Origin of the sequence: Kribbella sp. VKM Ac-2571 (assembly GCF_004362255.1) — a bacterium.
In the GTDB taxonomy this organism is placed as follows: Bacteria; Actinomycetota; Actinomycetes; order Propionibacteriales; family Kribbellaceae; genus Kribbella; species Kribbella pratensis.
Genome location: NZ_SNWS01000001.1, coordinates 208,461 through 224,762, shown reverse-complemented (window position 1 = coordinate 224,762; position 16,302 = coordinate 208,461). Strand labels below are relative to the sequence as shown.

Annotated in this window: 21 protein-coding genes and 1 tRNA gene; 11 read left to right on the top strand and 11 right to left on the bottom strand. The window is 66.4% G+C overall.

What is annotated here, in order from left to right; all coding sequences use genetic code 11:
- From EV651_RS01185 to EV651_RS01170, 4 genes are read left to right on the top strand one after another with little or no spacing between them, the layout of a single operon-like run.
- Complete coding sequence (locus EV651_RS01185; RefSeq protein ID WP_202870110.1) at positions 1 to 996, top strand: D-isomer specific 2-hydroxyacid dehydrogenase family protein; 996 nt, start codon at positions 1 to 3, stop codon at positions 994 to 996.
- Positions 989 to 2,050, top strand: coding sequence for a D-alanine--(R)-lactate ligase (gene vanA, locus EV651_RS01180; RefSeq protein WP_133781020.1), 1,062 nt, complete (start codon positions 989 to 991; stop codon positions 2,048 to 2,050). Before EV651_RS01185 ends, vanA begins: the two co-directional genes overlap by 8 nt.
- On the top strand, positions 2,047 to 2,655 hold the full coding sequence (gene vanX, locus EV651_RS01175) for a D-Ala-D-Ala dipeptidase VanX (protein WP_133781018.1): 609 nt from the start codon (positions 2,047 to 2,049) through the stop codon (positions 2,653 to 2,655). The genes vanA and vanX overlap by 4 nt, the downstream gene beginning before the upstream one ends.
- On the top strand, positions 2,655 to 3,089 hold the full coding sequence (locus EV651_RS01170; protein ID WP_133781016.1) for a GNAT family N-acetyltransferase: 435 nt from the start codon (positions 2,655 to 2,657) through the stop codon (positions 3,087 to 3,089). Before vanX ends, EV651_RS01170 begins: the two co-directional genes overlap by 1 nt.
- 206 nt (positions 3,090 to 3,295) lie before the next feature.
- Here the strand turns inward: EV651_RS01170 and EV651_RS01165 are convergent, their stop codons facing one another.
- From EV651_RS01165 to EV651_RS01155, 3 genes are all read right to left on the bottom strand, one after another.
- Positions 3,296 to 4,768 carry a serine hydrolase domain-containing protein gene (locus EV651_RS01165; RefSeq protein ID WP_133781014.1) on the bottom strand — a complete coding sequence of 491 codons (1,473 nt, stop codon included), beginning with the start codon at positions 4,766 to 4,768 and terminating at the stop codon, positions 3,296 to 3,298.
- 58 nt (positions 4,769 to 4,826) lie between these two features.
- Positions 4,827 to 5,771: a cyclase family protein gene (locus EV651_RS01160; RefSeq protein WP_133781012.1), complete on the bottom strand. Its 945-nt coding sequence runs from the start codon at positions 5,769 to 5,771 to the stop codon at positions 4,827 to 4,829.
- A gap of 77 nt (positions 5,772 to 5,848) precedes the next feature.
- On the bottom strand, positions 5,849 to 6,436 hold the full coding sequence (locus tag EV651_RS01155; protein WP_133781010.1) for a GNAT family N-acetyltransferase: 588 nt from the start codon (positions 6,434 to 6,436) through the stop codon (positions 5,849 to 5,851).
- 148 nt (positions 6,437 to 6,584) lie between these two features.
- Here EV651_RS01155 and EV651_RS01150 point away from each other — a divergent pair, with 148 nt between their 5' ends.
- The 5 genes from EV651_RS01150 (at position 6,585) to EV651_RS01130 (ending at position 9,869) form a co-directional block, all read left to right on the top strand.
- Entirely contained in the window at positions 6,585 to 7,490 is a 906-nt protein-coding gene (locus EV651_RS01150; RefSeq protein ID WP_133781008.1) for an aminoglycoside phosphotransferase family protein, read from the top strand.
- Positions 7,491 to 7,735: 245 nt separating this feature from the next.
- Positions 7,736 to 7,942 (top strand): hypothetical protein, encoded by a 207-nt coding sequence (locus EV651_RS01145; protein WP_133781006.1) that lies wholly within the window; start codon positions 7,736 to 7,738, stop codon positions 7,940 to 7,942.
- A gap of 7 nt (positions 7,943 to 7,949) precedes the next feature.
- Entirely contained in the window at positions 7,950 to 8,468 is a 519-nt protein-coding gene (locus tag EV651_RS01140) for a DUF6879 family protein (RefSeq protein WP_133781004.1), read from the top strand.
- Entirely contained in the window at positions 8,449 to 9,297 is an 849-nt protein-coding gene (locus tag EV651_RS01135; RefSeq protein ID WP_133781002.1) for a helix-turn-helix transcriptional regulator, read from the top strand. The genes EV651_RS01140 and EV651_RS01135 overlap by 20 nt, the downstream gene beginning before the upstream one ends.
- Before the next feature lie 197 nt (positions 9,298 to 9,494).
- Positions 9,495 to 9,869 carry a hypothetical protein gene (locus EV651_RS01130; RefSeq protein ID WP_133781000.1) on the top strand — a complete coding sequence of 125 codons (375 nt, stop codon included), beginning with the start codon at positions 9,495 to 9,497 and terminating at the stop codon, positions 9,867 to 9,869.
- Positions 9,870 to 10,085: 216 nt separating this feature from the next.
- Here EV651_RS01130 and EV651_RS01125 read toward each other — a convergent pair.
- The 6 genes from EV651_RS01125 to EV651_RS42890 form a co-directional block, all read right to left on the bottom strand.
- Positions 10,086 to 10,158, bottom strand: a tRNA-Ala gene (locus EV651_RS01125).
- 536 nt (positions 10,159 to 10,694) lie between these two features.
- Positions 10,695 to 11,339 carry a histidine phosphatase family protein gene (locus tag EV651_RS01120; RefSeq protein WP_133780998.1) on the bottom strand — a complete coding sequence of 215 codons (645 nt, stop codon included), beginning with the start codon at positions 11,337 to 11,339 and terminating at the stop codon, positions 10,695 to 10,697.
- Positions 11,336 to 11,722: a ribosome silencing factor gene (gene rsfS / locus EV651_RS01115; protein WP_131343193.1), complete on the bottom strand. Its 387-nt coding sequence runs from the start codon at positions 11,720 to 11,722 to the stop codon at positions 11,336 to 11,338. Before rsfS ends, EV651_RS01120 begins: the two co-directional genes overlap by 4 nt.
- A gap of 8 nt (positions 11,723 to 11,730) precedes the next feature.
- On the bottom strand, positions 11,731 to 12,342 hold the full coding sequence (gene nadD / locus EV651_RS01110) for a nicotinate-nucleotide adenylyltransferase (protein ID WP_133780996.1): 612 nt from the start codon (positions 12,340 to 12,342) through the stop codon (positions 11,731 to 11,733).
- Between the two features lie 21 nt (positions 12,343 to 12,363).
- The gene (locus EV651_RS41145; RefSeq protein ID WP_165546626.1) at positions 12,364 to 12,522 is read right to left on the bottom strand and encodes a hypothetical protein; all 159 of its coding nucleotides are present in this window, start codon (positions 12,520 to 12,522) and stop codon (positions 12,364 to 12,366) included.
- 87 nt (positions 12,523 to 12,609) lie between these two features.
- Positions 12,610 to 12,738, bottom strand: a complete 129-nt coding sequence (locus tag EV651_RS42890) for a hypothetical protein (protein WP_255512140.1) — start codon at positions 12,736 to 12,738, stop codon at positions 12,610 to 12,612.
- A 144-nt stretch (positions 12,739 to 12,882) separates the two neighbouring features.
- Between EV651_RS42890 and EV651_RS01105 the strand changes: the two genes are divergently transcribed.
- Complete coding sequence (locus EV651_RS01105) at positions 12,883 to 13,332, top strand: Lrp/AsnC family transcriptional regulator (protein WP_133780994.1); 450 nt, start codon at positions 12,883 to 12,885, stop codon at positions 13,330 to 13,332.
- Here EV651_RS01105 and EV651_RS01100 read toward each other — a convergent pair.
- Positions 13,265 to 14,464, bottom strand: a complete 1,200-nt coding sequence (locus EV651_RS01100; RefSeq protein WP_238156573.1) for an MFS transporter — start codon at positions 14,462 to 14,464, stop codon at positions 13,265 to 13,267. The genes EV651_RS01105 and EV651_RS01100 overlap by 68 nt on opposite strands.
- A gap of 87 nt (positions 14,465 to 14,551) precedes the next feature.
- On the opposite strand from EV651_RS01100, the gene EV651_RS01095 reads away from it, so the two are divergent.
- Positions 14,552 to 15,415 carry a winged helix-turn-helix transcriptional regulator gene (locus EV651_RS01095; RefSeq protein WP_133780992.1) on the top strand — a complete coding sequence of 288 codons (864 nt, stop codon included), beginning with the start codon at positions 14,552 to 14,554 and terminating at the stop codon, positions 15,413 to 15,415.
- Here the strand turns inward: EV651_RS01095 and EV651_RS01090 are convergent.
- Entirely contained in the window at positions 15,402 to 16,289 is an 888-nt protein-coding gene (locus EV651_RS01090) for an alpha/beta fold hydrolase (protein ID WP_133780990.1), read from the bottom strand. The two genes, EV651_RS01095 and EV651_RS01090, sit on opposite strands and share 14 nt — an antisense overlap.
- Positions 16,290 to 16,302 lie beyond the last annotated feature (13 nt).

The following is a 16,302-nucleotide window of genomic DNA, read 5'->3' as shown; positions in this document are numbered from 1 at the left end:
ATGACCTACAGCGAACCGGCTGCTACCGCGGTACGGCGCACCGTCGCGGGCATCACGGTCTTCGGCTGCGAACCCGACGAGGCCGCCTTGTTCCGGGAACTGGCGCCACGCTTCGGCATCGCTCCGATCATCACGTCAGCGGCAGTGTCCGAGGACCTTGTCGAACTGGCCCTCGGCAGTCGATGCATCAGCGTCGGCCACAAGACGCGCGTCACGAACGCCACTCTGCTCGCACTCAGCCGGATCGGCGTCACGTACATCTCCACCAGAAGCGTCGGATACAACCACATCGACGTGCGGTACGCCGAACGCGTCGGCATCCGCGTCGAGAACGTCGCCTACTCCCCCGACAGCGTGGCGGATTACACGCTCATGCTCATGCTGATGGCGGTGCGCAGCATGAAGTCTGTCCTCCGGCGCGCCGACGTCCATGACTATCGGCTGAGTGCCACCCGCGGACGAGAGCTCCGCGACCTGACCGTCGGGGTCATCGGAACAGGTCGCATCGGCAGGGCGGTGATCGACCGGCTGCGTGGGTTCGGGTGCCGGGTGCTTGCCTATGACAAGGATCCCGGAACACGTGTTCCGCTGGCCGAGCTCTTGCTGCAGAGCGACATCGTCACGCTGCACACGCCGCTTACCGCGGAAACCCATCATTTCCTGGATCGCCGGCGGATCGGGCAGCTGAAGCCCGGCGCGTTCGTCGTCAACACCGGACGTGGAGCACTCCTCGAGACCGAGGCACTGGTCGACGCCCTCGAGAGCGGGCGGCTCGGCGGCGCCGCACTCGACGTACTCGAAGGCGAGGAAGGAATCTTCTACGCCGACCGGCGCGACGAACCGGTCGAGAGCGACCTGCTGCTGCGGCTGCAGAAACTGCCGAACGTGATCATCAGCCCGCACACCGCCTACTACACCGACCACGCGCTGAGCGACACGGTCGAGAACTCCATCATCAATTGCCTGAACTTCGGAAGCAGGGAACAGCATGGATAGGTTGAAGATCGGCGTCCTCTTCGGGGGTATTTCCGAGGAGCACCACATCTCGGTCAAGTCCGCGCAGGAGATCGCGAAGAACCTCGACCTCGACAAGTACGAGCCGTTCTACATCGGGATCACGGAGCACGGCGCCTGGAAGCTCTGCGACGGCCCAGGTCCGGACTGGGAGAACGGCAACTGCCGTCCGGTGGTCCTGTCGCCGGACAGCAGCATGCAGGGACTGCTGGTGCTGGAGTCCGACCGGCTGGGTTCGCGGATCCGGCAGGGGCAGTACCAGACGATCAACCTCGATCTGGTGTTTCCGGTGCTGCACGGCAAACGCGGCGAGGACGGCGCGATCCAGGGCCTGCTCGAACTGTCCGGAATCCCCTACGTGGGCTGCGATGTGCAGAGTTCCGTGCAGTGCATGGACAAGTCCCTGACCTACACCGTCGCCCGCAGCGCCGGCATCGCGACGCCGAACTTCTGGATCGCCACGGCCGACCTCGATCCCGAGGAACTCCCGTATCCCGTCTTCGTGAAACCTGCCCGTTCGGGGTCGTCCTTCGGCGTCAACAAGGTGTCCAGCAGTTCGGAACTGCCCGATGCGTTGGAGACTGCGAGCCAGTACGACGCGAAGGTGCTGATCGAGGAGGCTGTCATCGGCAGCGAGGTCGGCTGCGCGGTCCTCGGGAACGAGGTGGATCTGATGACCGGCGAGCTCGATCGCATCGCGCTCTCGCACGGCTTCTTCAAGATCCACCAGGAGGACTCCCCCGAGACCGGCTCCGAGAACTCGACGTTCGTCGTACCCGCCGACATCTCCGAGGAATCGCGCGCGCTCATCCAGGAGACCGCGCAGGCCGTGTACCGCGCGTTGGGGTGCGGTGGCCTGGCGCGTGTCGACATGTTCCTCACTGCGGACGGGAAGGCAGTCCTCAACGAGGTCAACACCCTGCCCGGTATGACGTCGTACAGCCGCTATCCCAGGATGATGGCGGCCGCCGGCGTACCGCTGAGTGAAGTGATCGACCGGCTGGTGTCGGTGACTCTGACCGGGAAGCTGCAGTGAACGCTGACTTCGCCTTTGTGGACGAGGTGGTGTCAGGGATTCGGTGGGACTCGAAGTACGCCACGTGGGACAACTTCACCGGCAAACCGGTCGACGGCTACCTGGTGAACCGCATCGTCGGCACTCGAGCTCTGTGCGCAGCGTTGGAAAGAGCGCGAGAGAAGGCGGAACCGCGGGGCTTCGGTCTGCTGCTGTGGGACGGCTATCGCCCGCAACGTGCCGTGGACAGCTTCCTGCGTTGGGCCAGGCAGCCGGAGGACGGGCGGACGAAGTCGCGGCACTATCCGAACATCGACCGTCATGAGATGTTCGAAAAGGGCTATGTAGCAACGAAGTCCGGCCACAGCCGCGGTAGTGCCGTCGACCTCACGCTGTACGACCTGGCGACCGGCGAGCTGGCTCCGATGGGCGGCCACCACGACCTGATGGACTCGATCTCGCACCACGGCGCAACCGGCGTCACCTCACTCGAAGCACTCAATCGCCGGCATCTGTGCTCCATCATGGAGGCCGCGGGTTTCAGCCGGTGCGACCACGAGTGGTGGCACTACACGTTGCTGGACGAGCCGTACCCGGACACGTACTTCGACTTCCCGATCGCCTGATGGACATCCGTCTCGCCCGCCTGTCGGACGCCGTCGCCGTCAACGAGTTGCTGGCCGAGCTGGGCTATCCGCAATCTGATCCGGCGGCGACCGCGGCCCGTATCCAGACCTGGACCGACGACCCCGCAGGAGCGGTCTACGTCGCCGACACCGACCACGGTGTGCTGGGCGTCATCGCCGTACACACCTGCCCGTTCTTCGAACGCGAAGGCACCTGGGCCCGCATCGTAGCCCTGGTCGTCTCCGCCCAGGCCCGCCGCCAAGGCATCGGCTCCCGCCTCATCGCAGCCGCGGAGTCCTTCGCCACCCACCACGGCTGCCTCCGCATAGAAGTAACCAGCTCACCCCACCGAACCCAAGCCCACACCTTCTACCAATCCCACAACTACACCGTCACCCCCACCCGCTTCCTCCAAAACCTGACCACCCACTGACCGAACCCCAACCCCAACGGACCCGACACCAACGATGTGCACTCTCGACAGGTAGAGCACCCCGAGACACCGTACGCACCCAACACCACCACGCTCAGGTGCACTACCCCACCACCCGACACATCCTGTCCTGCTGCAGCTTGGTTGGGCGTAGGCGACGTACCTAGTCCAGCGTCGTGCGCCAGCCTGACGCTCAGTTCGAGTGGTCAGGCCGATGGGACTTTGCTCAGGATCTTCGTGGCGTCGTCGTTGTCGGGGTTGAGGTCGATGGCTCGGCGGAGGGCGGTCCTCGCCAGGTCGAGCTGTCCGTCCAACTGATGGGCGCATCCGGTCATCGTCCAGGCATCGGACGAGTCCGGGCGTACGTCGGTCCACAGTCGCAGGAGGGGCCAGACCAGGCCTGGGCGGTGCAGCTCGATCGCTCCCCATGTCGCGTCCACAAACCCTCCGTCGTCGAGGTCGAACTCGGGCGCGGCCAGCCGGCCGAACTCCACCTTGGCGGCTTCCGGTCCCGACGCTGTCAGCACCTTGGCGACAGGTCCGACGACCGAGCGCGGGAAGACGCGGAGATCCGTCATCCCATCAGGCCTCGCCGAGAGCGGTACGTCGGCGAGGGCAATATCGAGCGCCGCCGCGGCGATGTCCGACGCAGGGATGTTGTTGGAATTGGCCAGCACGACAACACCGGTCCGCAGCTCAGGCACCAACACCACCTTCGACCCGAACCCGGGGTCCGAGCCGCCGTGGCTCACCGTTCGATACCCGCGGTAGCTGCCCACGAACCAGCTGAGTCCCACCGCATTCATCCACGGTGGGCGATCAATCGACATCACCGGCTGCCACATCACCTCGAGCAGTCCAGGATCCAGCCGCGCCCACTGCCCGTCGGATCCCTCGACCGGCTCGAAGTGAGCCACCATCCAGCGACACATCTCAACCAGATTGGAGTGCAGGGTCGAACTGGGGGCATGGCACCTGGTGTACGGATACGAGCCCTCGGGCACCAACAGCGGCATGCCCACGTGCGGTGACGCAGCCAGGTGCGCCGGTACGTCGCCGCGTAGGAAGGTACTGTTCCGCAGTCCGAGGGGGCCCAGAACCGTTTGCTGCATGGCGTTCTCGAACGTCGTGCCCGTGACCCTGGACAGCAACAGCCCGAGAAGCGCGAACCCGGCATTGGAATAGGAGAAGACCGAGCCCGGCTCCGACTGCAGCCGCCAGTCCGAGATGCTGCGAGCGAACTCGGTGAGCGCTTCGTCGCCGAGCTGAGGATCGTGCCAGCCGTAGTCGTCGACGTCGGGGAGCCCACTCGAATGGCTCAACAGGCACCGGGCTGTAACCTCCCCTTCCCGACCGTCGGCCAGCGTGAACTCAGGCACCCATTCGGTGATGGGAGCATCGAGATCGAGCACCGGTTCGCCGGCGCCGCGAGCGGTCGCCACCGACATGATCGCGGTCGCGACGAAGGGCTTCGACACCGAAGCCAGGTGGAACATCGTCTCGGGCGTGACCGGCGTACGGGTCCCGACGTCACGAACGCCGAACCCACGCGAGACAACCTCCTCATCCCGCACCACCCCAACCGCCAGACCCGCCACGTCGTGCGAGCCGACAAAGCCCTCAACCAGTGGCCACAACCCAGATTCCACACGCTCCCGAAGGCCCGCCCCCACGTCCATCTTCCGACAGTACGCCGCCCTGCGACGCTCGGCCTCCTGATGTGCGCGAGGATCGCAATCAGAATGTGGCGATCGGGTTGACCGGGCTGCCCGACGTACCGGCGAAACGGACCGGGGCGACCGCGAACTGGAAGTCCCACTGGCCGAGTTCGGCAGCCGTTGCCACGCACTCCTCCAGGTCGCAGTTGTCGAGCATCCACAGGCCCATCGCGACGAGGCTCACGGCGTGCACCGGCATCAGTACGTCGTACCCGGACGGCTGTACGTCCTGGGGTGTGTCGGCGCCGATCAACGCGACCTCCCGTTCCCGCAGCCACGGCAGGCAAGACGCGTGCCACCCGGCCTGCGTGATGCCGCCGGCGGGACCTGACTCGTGGCGAGCGCGACCGTAGCCGGTCCGCAGAAGTACCGCATCGCCGGATTGCACGCGCACACCCTGGCGACGCTCGGCCTCCTCCAGATCCTCGGGGAACACACCCTCACCTGGCTCCAGCCACGGCACATCGCGGACTGCTGCAACGTCCAGCAGGACTCCCCGCGTGACGATTCCGCTCGCCGCCGCCGTAACGGTCGCCCAGGCTGATCCGGTCTCGGCGTCGACGAGCGAGTGCGATCGCCCGTTGTACATCTTGCCGTCCCAGAAGATGTGGCACGGCGAATCCAGGTGGGTGATCGTGTTGCCGTGGAACATGATGCCGAGCCGCTCGTTCGAGAAGCCCCAGTGCCGGTCCTTGTGGAAATGGGGCGGCATGTGCTCGGCTCCCGGCATGTCGACGGCGCACGGGCACGAGTTCGTCGCCCGCTCCATTTCCTCCGGTACGGCGATCTCCCAGGCGCACGACACACTCCGGCCGTGGCGCACCGCCCGCGCCGCCGCCAGCCGGACCTCGTCGGTGATGTGGTTCAGAGTGCCGCGCTCGTCGTCATCGCCCCACCGCCCCCAGTTCGACAACGTGTCGAAGTACCCCAGTACGTCGTCCTGCGTGGGTCGCCCTGCCGTCATCCCACCATCAACTCCTCCAAGACCGTCGAACTGGCATGAAACTACATCGACAGGCCAACAGCCGGGAGGAGCACGGTTCAGTCGCGTGTGGCCGGGGCGACCTCGCGGACCATTACGCAGTTGCCTAGGCCCTTGGGCCGGTCGTAGGTGAAGCCCTCGCGCTCGTACATCGTGCGCGTGCCGTTGTAGAGGAACGACGAGTTCTTCTTCCGGACCCCGCCGGTGTCGTGCGGATAGCCCTCGACCACGCCACCGCCGGCCCGCGCGATCAACTCGACGGCTCCGCGCAGGGCGATCGCCGCGAGGCCGTGACCACGAAAGCTGCGCTCAACCAGGATGCACGTGACCCGGTAGTCGGGCAGTCGCTCGGCAGTGGCGACGTACTCCTTGCGGTGGTGGATGTTGGGCAGTTCCTCGGGCGATCCGTACTCCGCCCAGGCGACGGCTCGATCGCCGTCGTAGACCAGCGCCGCGTGCGCGATCCCTTCGGCGACCAGACGTTGCTTCAGCGCCCGGTTTCCCTCGGCGCTCTGCCGCTTCTCCGCGCATTCGGGGTGGAAATGCGTACACCAGCAGCTGGCGAACATGCCCTTGTTCCGCTCGACGAGAGCGGCAAAGTCGTCGAACGTCTCCGGCGTGAGCGCCTTGATCGTGAAGTCGGACATACCGCCAACGTACGCCCGATTCCGGACGATCAACGTCCGGAAGCTCAAACTGCCACGGCGACGTTGTCGCTCGGTACGCCGCTTTCCACCGCCCGGCCGGATCTGAACTCGGTTGACAGTGGACGGATCCGATCGATCGGATGGGCTCGTGAGTTCCCGGAAGATCCACGCCGGCCAGGCCGCCATCGGCGTACCGCTCGTCCGCGAACTGGTGGCCGCGCAGTTCCCGCAGTGGGCCGCATTGCCGCTGGAGCCGGTCGACTCCAGCGGATTGGTGAACGCGATCTACCGCCTCGGTCCCGACCTGTCCGTACGCCTCCCGCACCGCCCATCAATCACCGATGAAGTCCGACGGGAGCAGGCGAAACTCGCCGCGCTCGCGCCGTACTTGCCAGTGGCCATCCCTTCCGTCGAGGCGATCGGCTCGCCCAGCGAGGCGTACCCGGGCGAGTGGTCCGTCCACCGTTGGCTCGCCGGTACACACCCCTCCCCCGCCGCGCTGGTTGATCCGCGTGGGCTGGCGACAGACCTCGCGGCGTTCATCGACGCGTTCCGGCGGATCGATCTGCCGGACCGGCCACCGGCGTACCCCGGCGAGCGCCGGACGCGCGCTCCGATGGACTCGATGGACTCCCCGACGCGGGAGGCGATCAGCGAGCTGGATGGCCTGATCGACACTCACGCAGTACTGGCGTCGTGGGAGGAGTCGCTCGTGGCGCCGTACGACGGGCGCGAGGTGTGGGTGCACTCGGACCTGACGCCGAGCAACCTGCTCGTGTCGGCGGAGGGCCGGCTGACCGCGGTACTCGACTTCGAGACGTGCGGCGTCGGCGATCCGGCGTGCGACCTGTTCCCCGTGTGGTACCTGCTGCCCGCGAGCGTCCACGACGAGTTCCGCACCAAGCTGTCCGTGGACGACGCAACCTGGCTCCGCGGACGCGGCCGCGTGCTCTCCCAGGCCCTCATCGTGTTGCGCTACTTCAAGAACTCCAACCCAGCACTCGCAACCTACGCCCACCACGCCGTCACCAAGGTCCTCGCAACTCCCCGGTGAGCTGTCGCCGGCAAGATGCGACTGCGGACCACCGACTGCGATTGCTACAGCCGAGGATCTGGCAGTCGGTCGGCAGCAGGTACCGCGATCGCTTGAGCCGCTCACAAAGGTGATCCTTACAGGGACACTCGTTCGGGATGCGCGCAACTGTCGCAACATCTCGCAACACCCATTGACGGCAACGACACGCAACCGGAGGGTGGAGACCTGCATCAGTCCGCAACAGACCAGGAAGGATTCGAGTCGTGAAGCTTACGCTCGTTGCCCAGGATCCGAATTCCGCTCCGCAGAACTCGCCGACGCTCTACCAGACCGACCGCGGGTCGTGGGTGATCCAGGGCTACGTCGTCAACGACCCGGAGGCGCTGTCGACGGTCAAGCTCCCGGCCGGTGAGACGCTGGTGGAGATTCCGGACTACATGATCCCCCTCTTCAACAACCCCCAGCCGTAGGGAAGCCGTGCAGGAGATCACAGAAACTGACCTCACCGAGCTGACCGGGAGCTTCAGGCGCAGCATGGTCCACCTAGAAACTCGCGACGCCTACGGCACCGAGACCGAACTGCCGTACATGGCGAAGTGGAAGCGCGGAGAGCCGGACGACTATGACTGGCTCGAAGACTGGTGCCAGAAGATCCGCGATCACGTCAACGCCGGCCGAACGGCGAGAAGGGTCAAGATCGTCTCGGAGCCGCTGAGCGACTACCAGCGCTGGGCTTATGAGGTGTTTACTCCTATAGCCAGGGCCGGTGAAGATGTGCGCTGGATGCCGCGCCGATCAGTCTCGACCATCTGCATCCCAGGCAACGACTACTACCTCTTCGATGATGAACGAGTGGTGTTCTTGCACTACGCCGGCTCAGGCTTGAACACCGCCTACACGATGACGACCGACGCTGACGTGGTCGAGATGTGCTCTGCCGCGTTCGAGAAAGTCTGGGAGCTGTCAGTGCCGCACAGTGAGTACAAGTCCGCCTGACGCAGCCAGGAAGGCGCGAGAGTCCCTCGGTCTGCGTCTTCGTGAGGTCAGGAAAGACGCAGGGCTGACCGGTCGCGCTCTAGCTGACGCGACCGGTTGGCACTTCACGCGTATTTCCAAGATCGAGAACGGCGTACAGAGTCCGACAGACCAGGACATCCGCTCCTGGCGTGCTGCCTGCTCGGCTGACGACCTCGTAGCTGATCTCATCGCTCAGGCACGGGCTGTGGAATCCATGTACCTGGAATTCAAGCGACAGACCCGTGCAGGCATGAAGCAGATGATGCTTGCTCCAGTCCCCTTGTACGAGAGAACGCAGCGCTTCCGGATCTACGAGCACCACGCGATGCCTGGCCTCTTCCAGACGGATGCCTACGCACGCGCCATGCTTGAGTTTTGGTTCGGTTTCCTCGACATCCGAAACGACATGGACGAAGCCGTGGCAGCTCGCATGATGCGCCAGAGCGTTCTGTACGAGCCAGGTAAGACGTTCTCAGCAGTGCTGGAAGAAGCCGTGCTCTACACCCGGTACGGAGACGCCGACACGCTGGCCTGTCAGCTGGACCGTCTGGTGTCGGTCATGAGCCTGCCGAACGTCTCGGTCGGCATCGTGCCAATGAGTACTGACCGTCAGGTAGTCGGGCAGGTGAGCTTCTGGATCTTCGATGATGCGCTCGTTGCGTTGGAGACGCCGACAGCCAGCATCGAGGTGACGAGTCCCCAAGAGGTCGGCCTCTACGCCCGGATGTTCGAGCATCTGCGACGGCCGGCGTTGTACGGCAAAGATGCCCGCGGACTGGTTCTCTCCGCACTCGACAAACTCGGGTAGCAACTATCTGCAACATTGTGGAGGCAGTCGGGCACGGCCCCATACGTTCACTCCATGAGTCCCGAGATGCTCATTCTGGCGATCGCAACTCTCATCATCGCCGCCATCATGGTCCACGACATCCTCATGGACATGAGGGGACGGTAGTGCGTGACGTCTCCGGAGATGGCTACTCGCACTCTGGCGGAGGACGGACGATGTCTTCCGTCGATGGCGCGAAGAATGAGCGACAGTGCGCCTACGCCTACATGCGCCGCCATCTGCTCATGTACGACCAGGAGCTAGAGCAGGCGAGAGAGCGGATCTCGTACTTCGCCGCGGCCGTCGGCTACGAGCTGGCCGCAGTCTTCGTGGAAGAAGTCGACACCTGGCCTGTGCCCGTTGCGTTTGAACGGCTGCTGCAAGCGGTCGCGCTGGACAAGGTTGAGGTTGTCATCCTTCCCAGCATGCTCCACTTGATGGTGCTCGGAGGTCCCACGCACATCAGAGAGTACTTCGAGTCTGCGACTGGAGCGAAGGTCGTCTGCATCAATGACGTGATGTCCCACAGTCCCGGTGAGGCGGAGTCTTGACCCCTGCGTCGGTGCCGCCTCACCGTTCCAACACGGCTGGCTCTCTATATCAGCCGAGACTCCGTCCGCGCCGAGCTGACCTCGGTCTTTCAGGAGTTCGTCTCGTCGTATGAGCCCTTCGACCGCATCCAGACGGCTCAGCCACAGCCAACGGCCAACGCAAGCGGGCGCCCCGGTCCGAAGACCAAGACGCCCGGCGAAGTAAACCCTGAGGAGTGGAGCTTAGGGGATTCGAACCCCTGACCTCTTCCATGCCATGGAAGCGCGCTACCAACTGCGCCAAAGCCCCGCGGTGTCTTGCGACTCCGAAAGCTTAGCGGATGAGTGCCTGCAAAGAAAAATCGGTTCCCTCGTGGGGCTGGTGAGGTAGACAACAGGCTGTTTGCGGCCTGTCGTCGGGTACGACGGGAGCCTGATCTGCAGGGTTTGTCCGCCGCACACAGTACGTCGCAACGCGGCCTGCGGGCGCTCCGAAGCAGGCAGGATCCACCACCAACCGGTTGCCCTGCCACACCACTCCACGGGGGCAACCAATCCGCCACGGGCAGTGCTCCAAGGACCGGTCCGCGCGCCGCCGAAGGCGGCCAGAAGACAGCCGCCGCGAAGCGGTTACGGCTGCGTCCTCCGACCACTACGCCGAGGACCGTGCGTGAGGCGCGGGGCGGCGCCTCACACAGCCGCGCGAAGCGGTGTCCATCCTGCGCGTCTCAACCACAGTTCGTACGCCGTGGACGGTGCGCCGAGGGGCAGGATGCGCGCCCGCCGAAGGCGAAAAGATAGCCGCCGCGAAGCGTGTCCTGTGGACGGGCGTCCCCCACGTACTTCTTACCTTTGGGGGTCGTCGCTCATTACTGGTTCGGGGAGGGAGCCGGCGTTCCATTCTTCGATTCGCCAGCCGGCGCGGCCGGGGAGGAGGGAGACCCAGTTGCAGTTGGCGAGGCCTCCGAAGGCGGGCCAGCTGGCCTGCGGGATGCCGAGGAACAGGCAGATGCCGACGCGGGCGGCGAGGCCGTGGGTGGCGATCACGATGGTGTCCTCGGAGGTTCCCTCCGCGGAGATCCGGGACAGCGCGTCAGCGAACCGGGCAGCGACTTCTTCGATGGTTTCGCCATTGGAGCCTCGGCGCTGCGGTTCGCCGCTGCGGATCCGGGCGGCCGCCTCGGGGTTGACGGCGGCGAGCTCGGACATGGTGAGGCCGGCCCAGTCGTCGACGTCGATCTCGCGGAGTGCCTCGTCGTACTCGATCTTCAGGCCGGTCAGCGCGGCGAGCTCACCCGCGGTGGACGCGGCGCGTTGCAGGTCGCTGGCGAAGAGCCGTGTCGGAGCGAGGGACGCCAGTCGTGCGGCCGCGGCGCGTGCCTGGGCTACGCCGACCGTGTCGAGCGGGATGTCGGCCTGACCCTGGATCTTGTCTTGCAGGTTCCATTCCGTCCGGCCGTGCCGCCAGACGATCAGTCGGCCCGCGCTCATTCCGCCGAAGCCGAACCAGGGACGGGCGACGGCAGCGGGATGACCGGGCAGTCGCGCCACAGGCGCTCCAGCGAGTAGAACGAGCGCTCCTCGTCGTGCTGGACGTGGATGACGATCTCGAGGTAGTCGAGCAGCACCCAGCGGCCTTCGCGGGCGCCCTCCCGGCGGACCGGCTTGGCGTCGAAGTCGACGCGGAGCTTCTCCTCGATCGCGTCCACGATCGCGCGCACCTGGCGGTCGTTGGAGGCGGACGCGACCAGGAACGCGTCGGTGATGGCGAGCTGCTCGGACACGTCGAAGGCGAGGACGTTCTCGGCCTTCTTGTCGTGCGCCGCTTCCGCGGCCGCGGTCAGCAGCTCGATGGCGCGTTCACTGGCAGGCATAAAACGTCCTAACGGTTGGTGTAGAGCTCACGCTTGGCGATGTACTGGACGATGCCGTCCGGCACCAGGTACCAGGTCGGGTTGCCCTTGGCTACCCGGGCACGGCACTCGGTCGACGAGATCGCCAGCGCCGGTACCTCGAGCAGGGTGATCCGATTCATCGGCAGCCGGTCCAGCGGCAGTTCGAGGCCTTCGGTGCCAGGCCGCGTACAGCCGACGAACTGGGCCAGCTTGAACATCTCGTCGACGTCCCGCCAGGTCAGAATCTGGGCGAGGGCGTCGGCGCCGGTGATGAAGAACAGCTCGGCGTCCGGGTACAGCCGGGACAGGTCGCGCAGGGTGTCGATCGTGTACGTCGGACCCGGCCGGTCGATGTCGACCCGGCTGACCGAGAACCGTGGGTTCGACGCGGTCGCGATGACCGTCATCAGGTACCGGTCCTCGGGCGGCGAGACCTTGCGGTCCGACTTCTGCCACGGCTGGCCGGTCGGGACGAAGATCACCCCGTCGAGGTCGAAGTACGACTGCACCTCGCTGGCCGCGACCAGGTGCCCGTGATGGATCGGGTCGAACGTGCCGCCCATCACGCCGATGCGTCGTACCCGCTCCACGAAAGCCACGTCAGCCCTTCACCAAGCCCCTCAGCTGTGCGGCCGGCCCTTGCCCATGATGACGGTGACGAGCAGCAGCAGGACGAGGACGAAGAGCGCGAACCCGCCGTACCACCACTTCGAGATGTGCGAAGCCTCGACCGCGGCCTCTTCGAGAGCCGCGACCTGCGGCACCAGGAGCGTGAACATGAGGCAGAGCCTATCTCGTGACCGCCGGAACGACAGCGACCGGTGGCCCCGGACACTCGCCGCGGGACACCGGTCGCGATAGGAAGGTCAGTTGTGGCGGGCGTTGCGGGTCAGCAGCCGGCGCCAGGTGGACGGCACGGCGTGCGCGCGGCGGGCCTGCGCTGCGGCGCGGTGCATCTCGTCGATACGGGCACGGGCAACTTCGGGGGTGATCATGGTTCCTTCACAGGGTTGGTACGGCGAAACCGGGGTGAACTGTCCCCGGTACCTCAAATTATACGGCAAGCGGTACGCTCTCACAAACGAATTAAAGGCATAGAGCATTCCCGGCCTTAGAATCCGCGGTGAACAGGAGGCGCCATGGACGCGATCGATCGGCAGCTGATCGAGGCGCTCCGGCTGAACGGCCGCTCCAGCTGGGCCGAGCTCGGCCGAGTGGTCGGACTGTCCGGCCCGAGCGTCCAGGAGCGGGTACGACGTCTCGAGGAGCGCGGCGTACTGCTCGGCTACCGCGCGGTGGTCGCCCCGGACCACGTCGGCCTCGGCACGAGCGCGCTGATCGGGCTGTTCCAGCGCGACGACGTCGAGACCGACGACATCGTCGACCAGGTCCGCGAGATCCCCGCGGTCGAGGACTGCTGGTTCGTCGCCGGCGACCAGGAGCTCGTGGTCAAGGTTCGGGTGGCCGACGTGACCCAACTGGAGGCTGTCGTCGGTTCGCTGCGCCGCGTGAACGGCGTGGTCAGGACCCGGACAACAGTTGTGCTGTCGACCCGCTGGGAAGGCCGTCCCGCGCCTTTACCCGAGTGAGCAGCAGTACGGCGCCCGCAGCCAGCGCCAGGCCTGCGGCGACCGGGTAGAGCAGTCGCGGTGCGTGCTGGTACGTCGTACCGCCGAGCGCAGGCGCGAGGAACATGCCGCTGATCGAGGCGGCGGCGTACAGGCTCGAGTACCGCCCGACCATCCCCTCCGGCGCCGCATCGGCCACGTGCGCGGTGGCGGTCGGCTTGTAGAGCATCTCCCCCGCCGTCATCACCACGATCGCGAGCGCGGCACCCGCCAGCGCCGGCCAGACGCCGATGATCGCGAGCCCCAGGCCGATGCACGCGAAGCCGGCTGCGATCACCCGGGTCGCGCGATGACCCTGCAGGCGTACGGCGATCGGCGCCTCGAACAGGACGATGACGACCGAGCTCGCCCCGAGCAGTACGCCGTACGCGACGGCAGGCGTACCCGCATCACGCAGGAGCAGCGGCATCGTGGCGAAGATCTGCCGGTAGACGGTGTCGACCACCACAATCGTCGCCAGCACCATCAGGACCGGGCGGTCTCTCAGGACGGTCTTCCACAATCCGATTGTCGACACTCGGATTGTGCGCCGCGCGCTCGGGACCCAGCGCCACACGATCGCGGCCATGACCAGGCTGGTGACGGCGTCGACGACGAAGACCAGCGAGAAGTCGTACGCCGCGAGCAGGCCGCCGAGGGGCGGGCCGATGGTGAAGCCGGCGTTGGCTGCGGTACGGGACAGCGCGACGCCCTCGCGACGGCGTTCGGGCGGGAGCGACGTCGTGACGAGGGCGCTCAGATTGGGACGCCCGGCCCCGCCGAACAGCCCCGCTAGCGCTGCTAGAAAAGCTAGCGCTGCTCCCGGCGTGAAGGGCATCGCGACGCACGCGATCGCCCACAGCAGTTGGCTCGCGAGCGCCGCCGTACGCAGACCGAACCGGTCGCCGAACCACCCACCGCCGAGGTTGCCGCCGACCAGGCCGACGCCGTACGCCGCCGCGGCGAACCCGGCCTGCTGCGCCGACATGCCGCGGTCCTCGACGAGGTAGAGCGTGAGGTAGACCCAGGCGAGCGCGCCGGCCCCGTTGACGAGCTGGCCGACCATCACCGCCTTGAGCCAGGTGGGCAGCTCCGCGATCCGACGCCAGTACACGTCCGCCCCCTCCGGTACAGTGAGTTTCTGTCGGGAACTTACTCGAACGGCGGCTGTGCCGGCAACCGGGATTCCAAGGAGGCGGACGTGCGACGGAGCACCTTCTCGCCGGAGCCGGACTGTGCGATCGCGCAGTCCCTCGGCGTCATCGGCGACGGTTGGGAACTGCTGATCGTCCGCGATCTGGCCCGCGGACTGGCGCGGTTCGACGAACTCGCGGGGTCGTTGCACATCTCGCGGAAGGTGCTGACCGAGCGGCTGAACGGCTTGCTGGAGAGCGGGATCGTCGAGCGGTCGGCGTACCAGCACCGGCCGACGCGCTACGCCTACGAATTGACGCCGCGCGGACGCGCACTGCTGCCGGTCCTCGTCGCGCTGCAGGACTGGGGCGATCGCTGGCTGCTCGGTGACGGGTCACTCACCGGGACGAACACCGCGGACGAGCCGCCGGCGCAACGTCTGCAGGAGCTGGTGGGTCAACGCGTGCCGTACGTCGCTTTGCCGTCGATCGCTGGCACGACGGTTGATGTGGTGGACGCGGGGGCGCGAGCGACTGTGCTCTTCGGGTACCCGGCGACCGGACGGCCAACTCGACTACCGGACGGATGGGACGAGATCGCCGGAGCGGCCGGATGCACATTGGAGAATCGGCTCTTCGCGGGTCGGTACGACGACTTTGCGTCGAAGCGGATCGCGGTCCGTGGGGTGAGTACTCAGCGGACCGACGAGCAGCAGGCGTTCGCCCGGGCGGAAGAGGTCCCGCACCTACTGCTGTCCGATGTCGATCTGGAGTTGGTGGCAGCGCTGCGGTTGCCGACGTTCCGGGCCGGAGGGTACGAGCGGTTGAAGCGGGTCGTGCTGGTGGTGGGCGCGGACCGGGTGGTGCAGGCCGTGCGCTACCCGATCTCCGATATCGCGGATGCCGTCGAGTGGGCGCTCACGACTGCTTGAAGAAGGACTTCACCTCGGCAGCGATGCGTCGTACGAACTCGGGCTTGCCGTTGGGATTGACGCCGCCGGGGTCCGAGGACGAGCCGTGGTCGTAGCCGTCCAGCTCGATCCGGCGGCAGTGCGGTAGCACCTTCTCCAAGGTCGCTCGGCCGGGACCGAGACCGGGAAGACCTTTGCTGCCGCCGAGGAGCAGGACCTCGGCCTCGACGGTGCGGAACTTGTCGAAGGTGCCGCCCAGCTCGGCCACGATCGTGCCCTCGGCGTGGATCGTGGGAGCCAACTGACGCATGGTGATCGCCCCGGCGTCGGCCTGGCGCTCCTCCTTCGCCATCATCTTCTCCGTCATCCAGCGCAGGAGGCCGCGCGGCATCACCTTGAGGAACGCCGGCGCCATCTCGAAGCCGAACATGCTCGTCACCATCGCTCCGGCCACGTCGCCGCGGGCGATCTCCTGGTCGAACCGCGCCAGCCACTCGCGATGCGGCGCACCGTCGACGACGATCGCGGGCTCGTAGAGCGCGATCTGCTTGAGGGTCGGGAGGGTGCGGGCGGCTTCCAGGACGACGGCTCCCCCGGCACTGATGCCGAACGCGCGCTCGGCTCCGGCTGCGGTGAGCACGGCGTCCAGATCCTCGATCTCGGTGCGGACGCCGTGGTCCGGCTTGTGCGGGCCGGAGAGTCCACGGCCGCGGCGATCCGGGAGGTAGACGGTGAACTCGTCGGCCAGCGCCTCCGCGAAGAGCGTGTGGCTGCGGGCCGACTCCATACTGCCGTGCAGGACGACGACGGCTGGGCCCTCGCCGGTCTTGTAGTAGCCGATCTCGGTGCCGTCGCGGGAGGTGACCGTGCCTTGGGTCAGTTCTGCTGCTCTCATAGACCGATAGTTA

Coding starts and splice junctions, on each gene's coding strand:
- EV651_RS01170 (WP_133781016.1), top strand. CDS start 2,655: ATGGACATCCGTCTCGCCCGCCTGTCGGACGCCGTCGCCGTCAACGAG.
- vanA (WP_133781020.1), top strand. CDS start 989: ATGGATAGGTTGAAGATCGGCGTCCTCTTCGGGGGTATTTCCGAGGAG.
- EV651_RS01130 (WP_133781000.1), top strand. CDS start 9,495: ATGTCTTCCGTCGATGGCGCGAAGAATGAGCGACAGTGCGCCTACGCC.
- EV651_RS01090 (WP_133780990.1), bottom strand. CDS start 16,289: ATGAGAGCAGCAGAACTGACCCAAGGCACGGTCACCTCCCGCGACGGC.
- EV651_RS41145 (WP_165546626.1), bottom strand. CDS start 12,522: ATGTTCACGCTCCTGGTGCCGCAGGTCGCGGCTCTCGAAGAGGCCGCG.
- EV651_RS01155 (WP_133781010.1), bottom strand. CDS start 6,436: ATGTCCGACTTCACGATCAAGGCGCTCACGCCGGAGACGTTCGACGAC.
- EV651_RS01165 (WP_133781014.1), bottom strand. CDS start 4,768: ATGGACGTGGGGGCGGGCCTTCGGGAGCGTGTGGAATCTGGGTTGTGG.
- EV651_RS01160 (WP_133781012.1), bottom strand. CDS start 5,771: ATGACGGCAGGGCGACCCACGCAGGACGACGTACTGGGGTACTTCGAC.
- EV651_RS01120 (WP_133780998.1), bottom strand. CDS start 11,339: ATGAGCGCGGGCCGACTGATCGTCTGGCGGCACGGCCGGACGGAATGG.
- rsfS (WP_131343193.1), bottom strand. CDS start 11,722: ATGCCTGCCAGTGAACGCGCCATCGAGCTGCTGACCGCGGCCGCGGAA.
- EV651_RS42890 (WP_255512140.1), bottom strand. CDS start 12,738: ATGATCACCCCCGAAGTTGCCCGTGCCCGTATCGACGAGATGCACCGC.
- EV651_RS01105 (WP_133780994.1), top strand. CDS start 12,883: ATGGACGCGATCGATCGGCAGCTGATCGAGGCGCTCCGGCTGAACGGC.
- EV651_RS01185 (WP_202870110.1), top strand. CDS start 1: ATGACCTACAGCGAACCGGCTGCTACCGCGGTACGGCGCACCGTCGCG.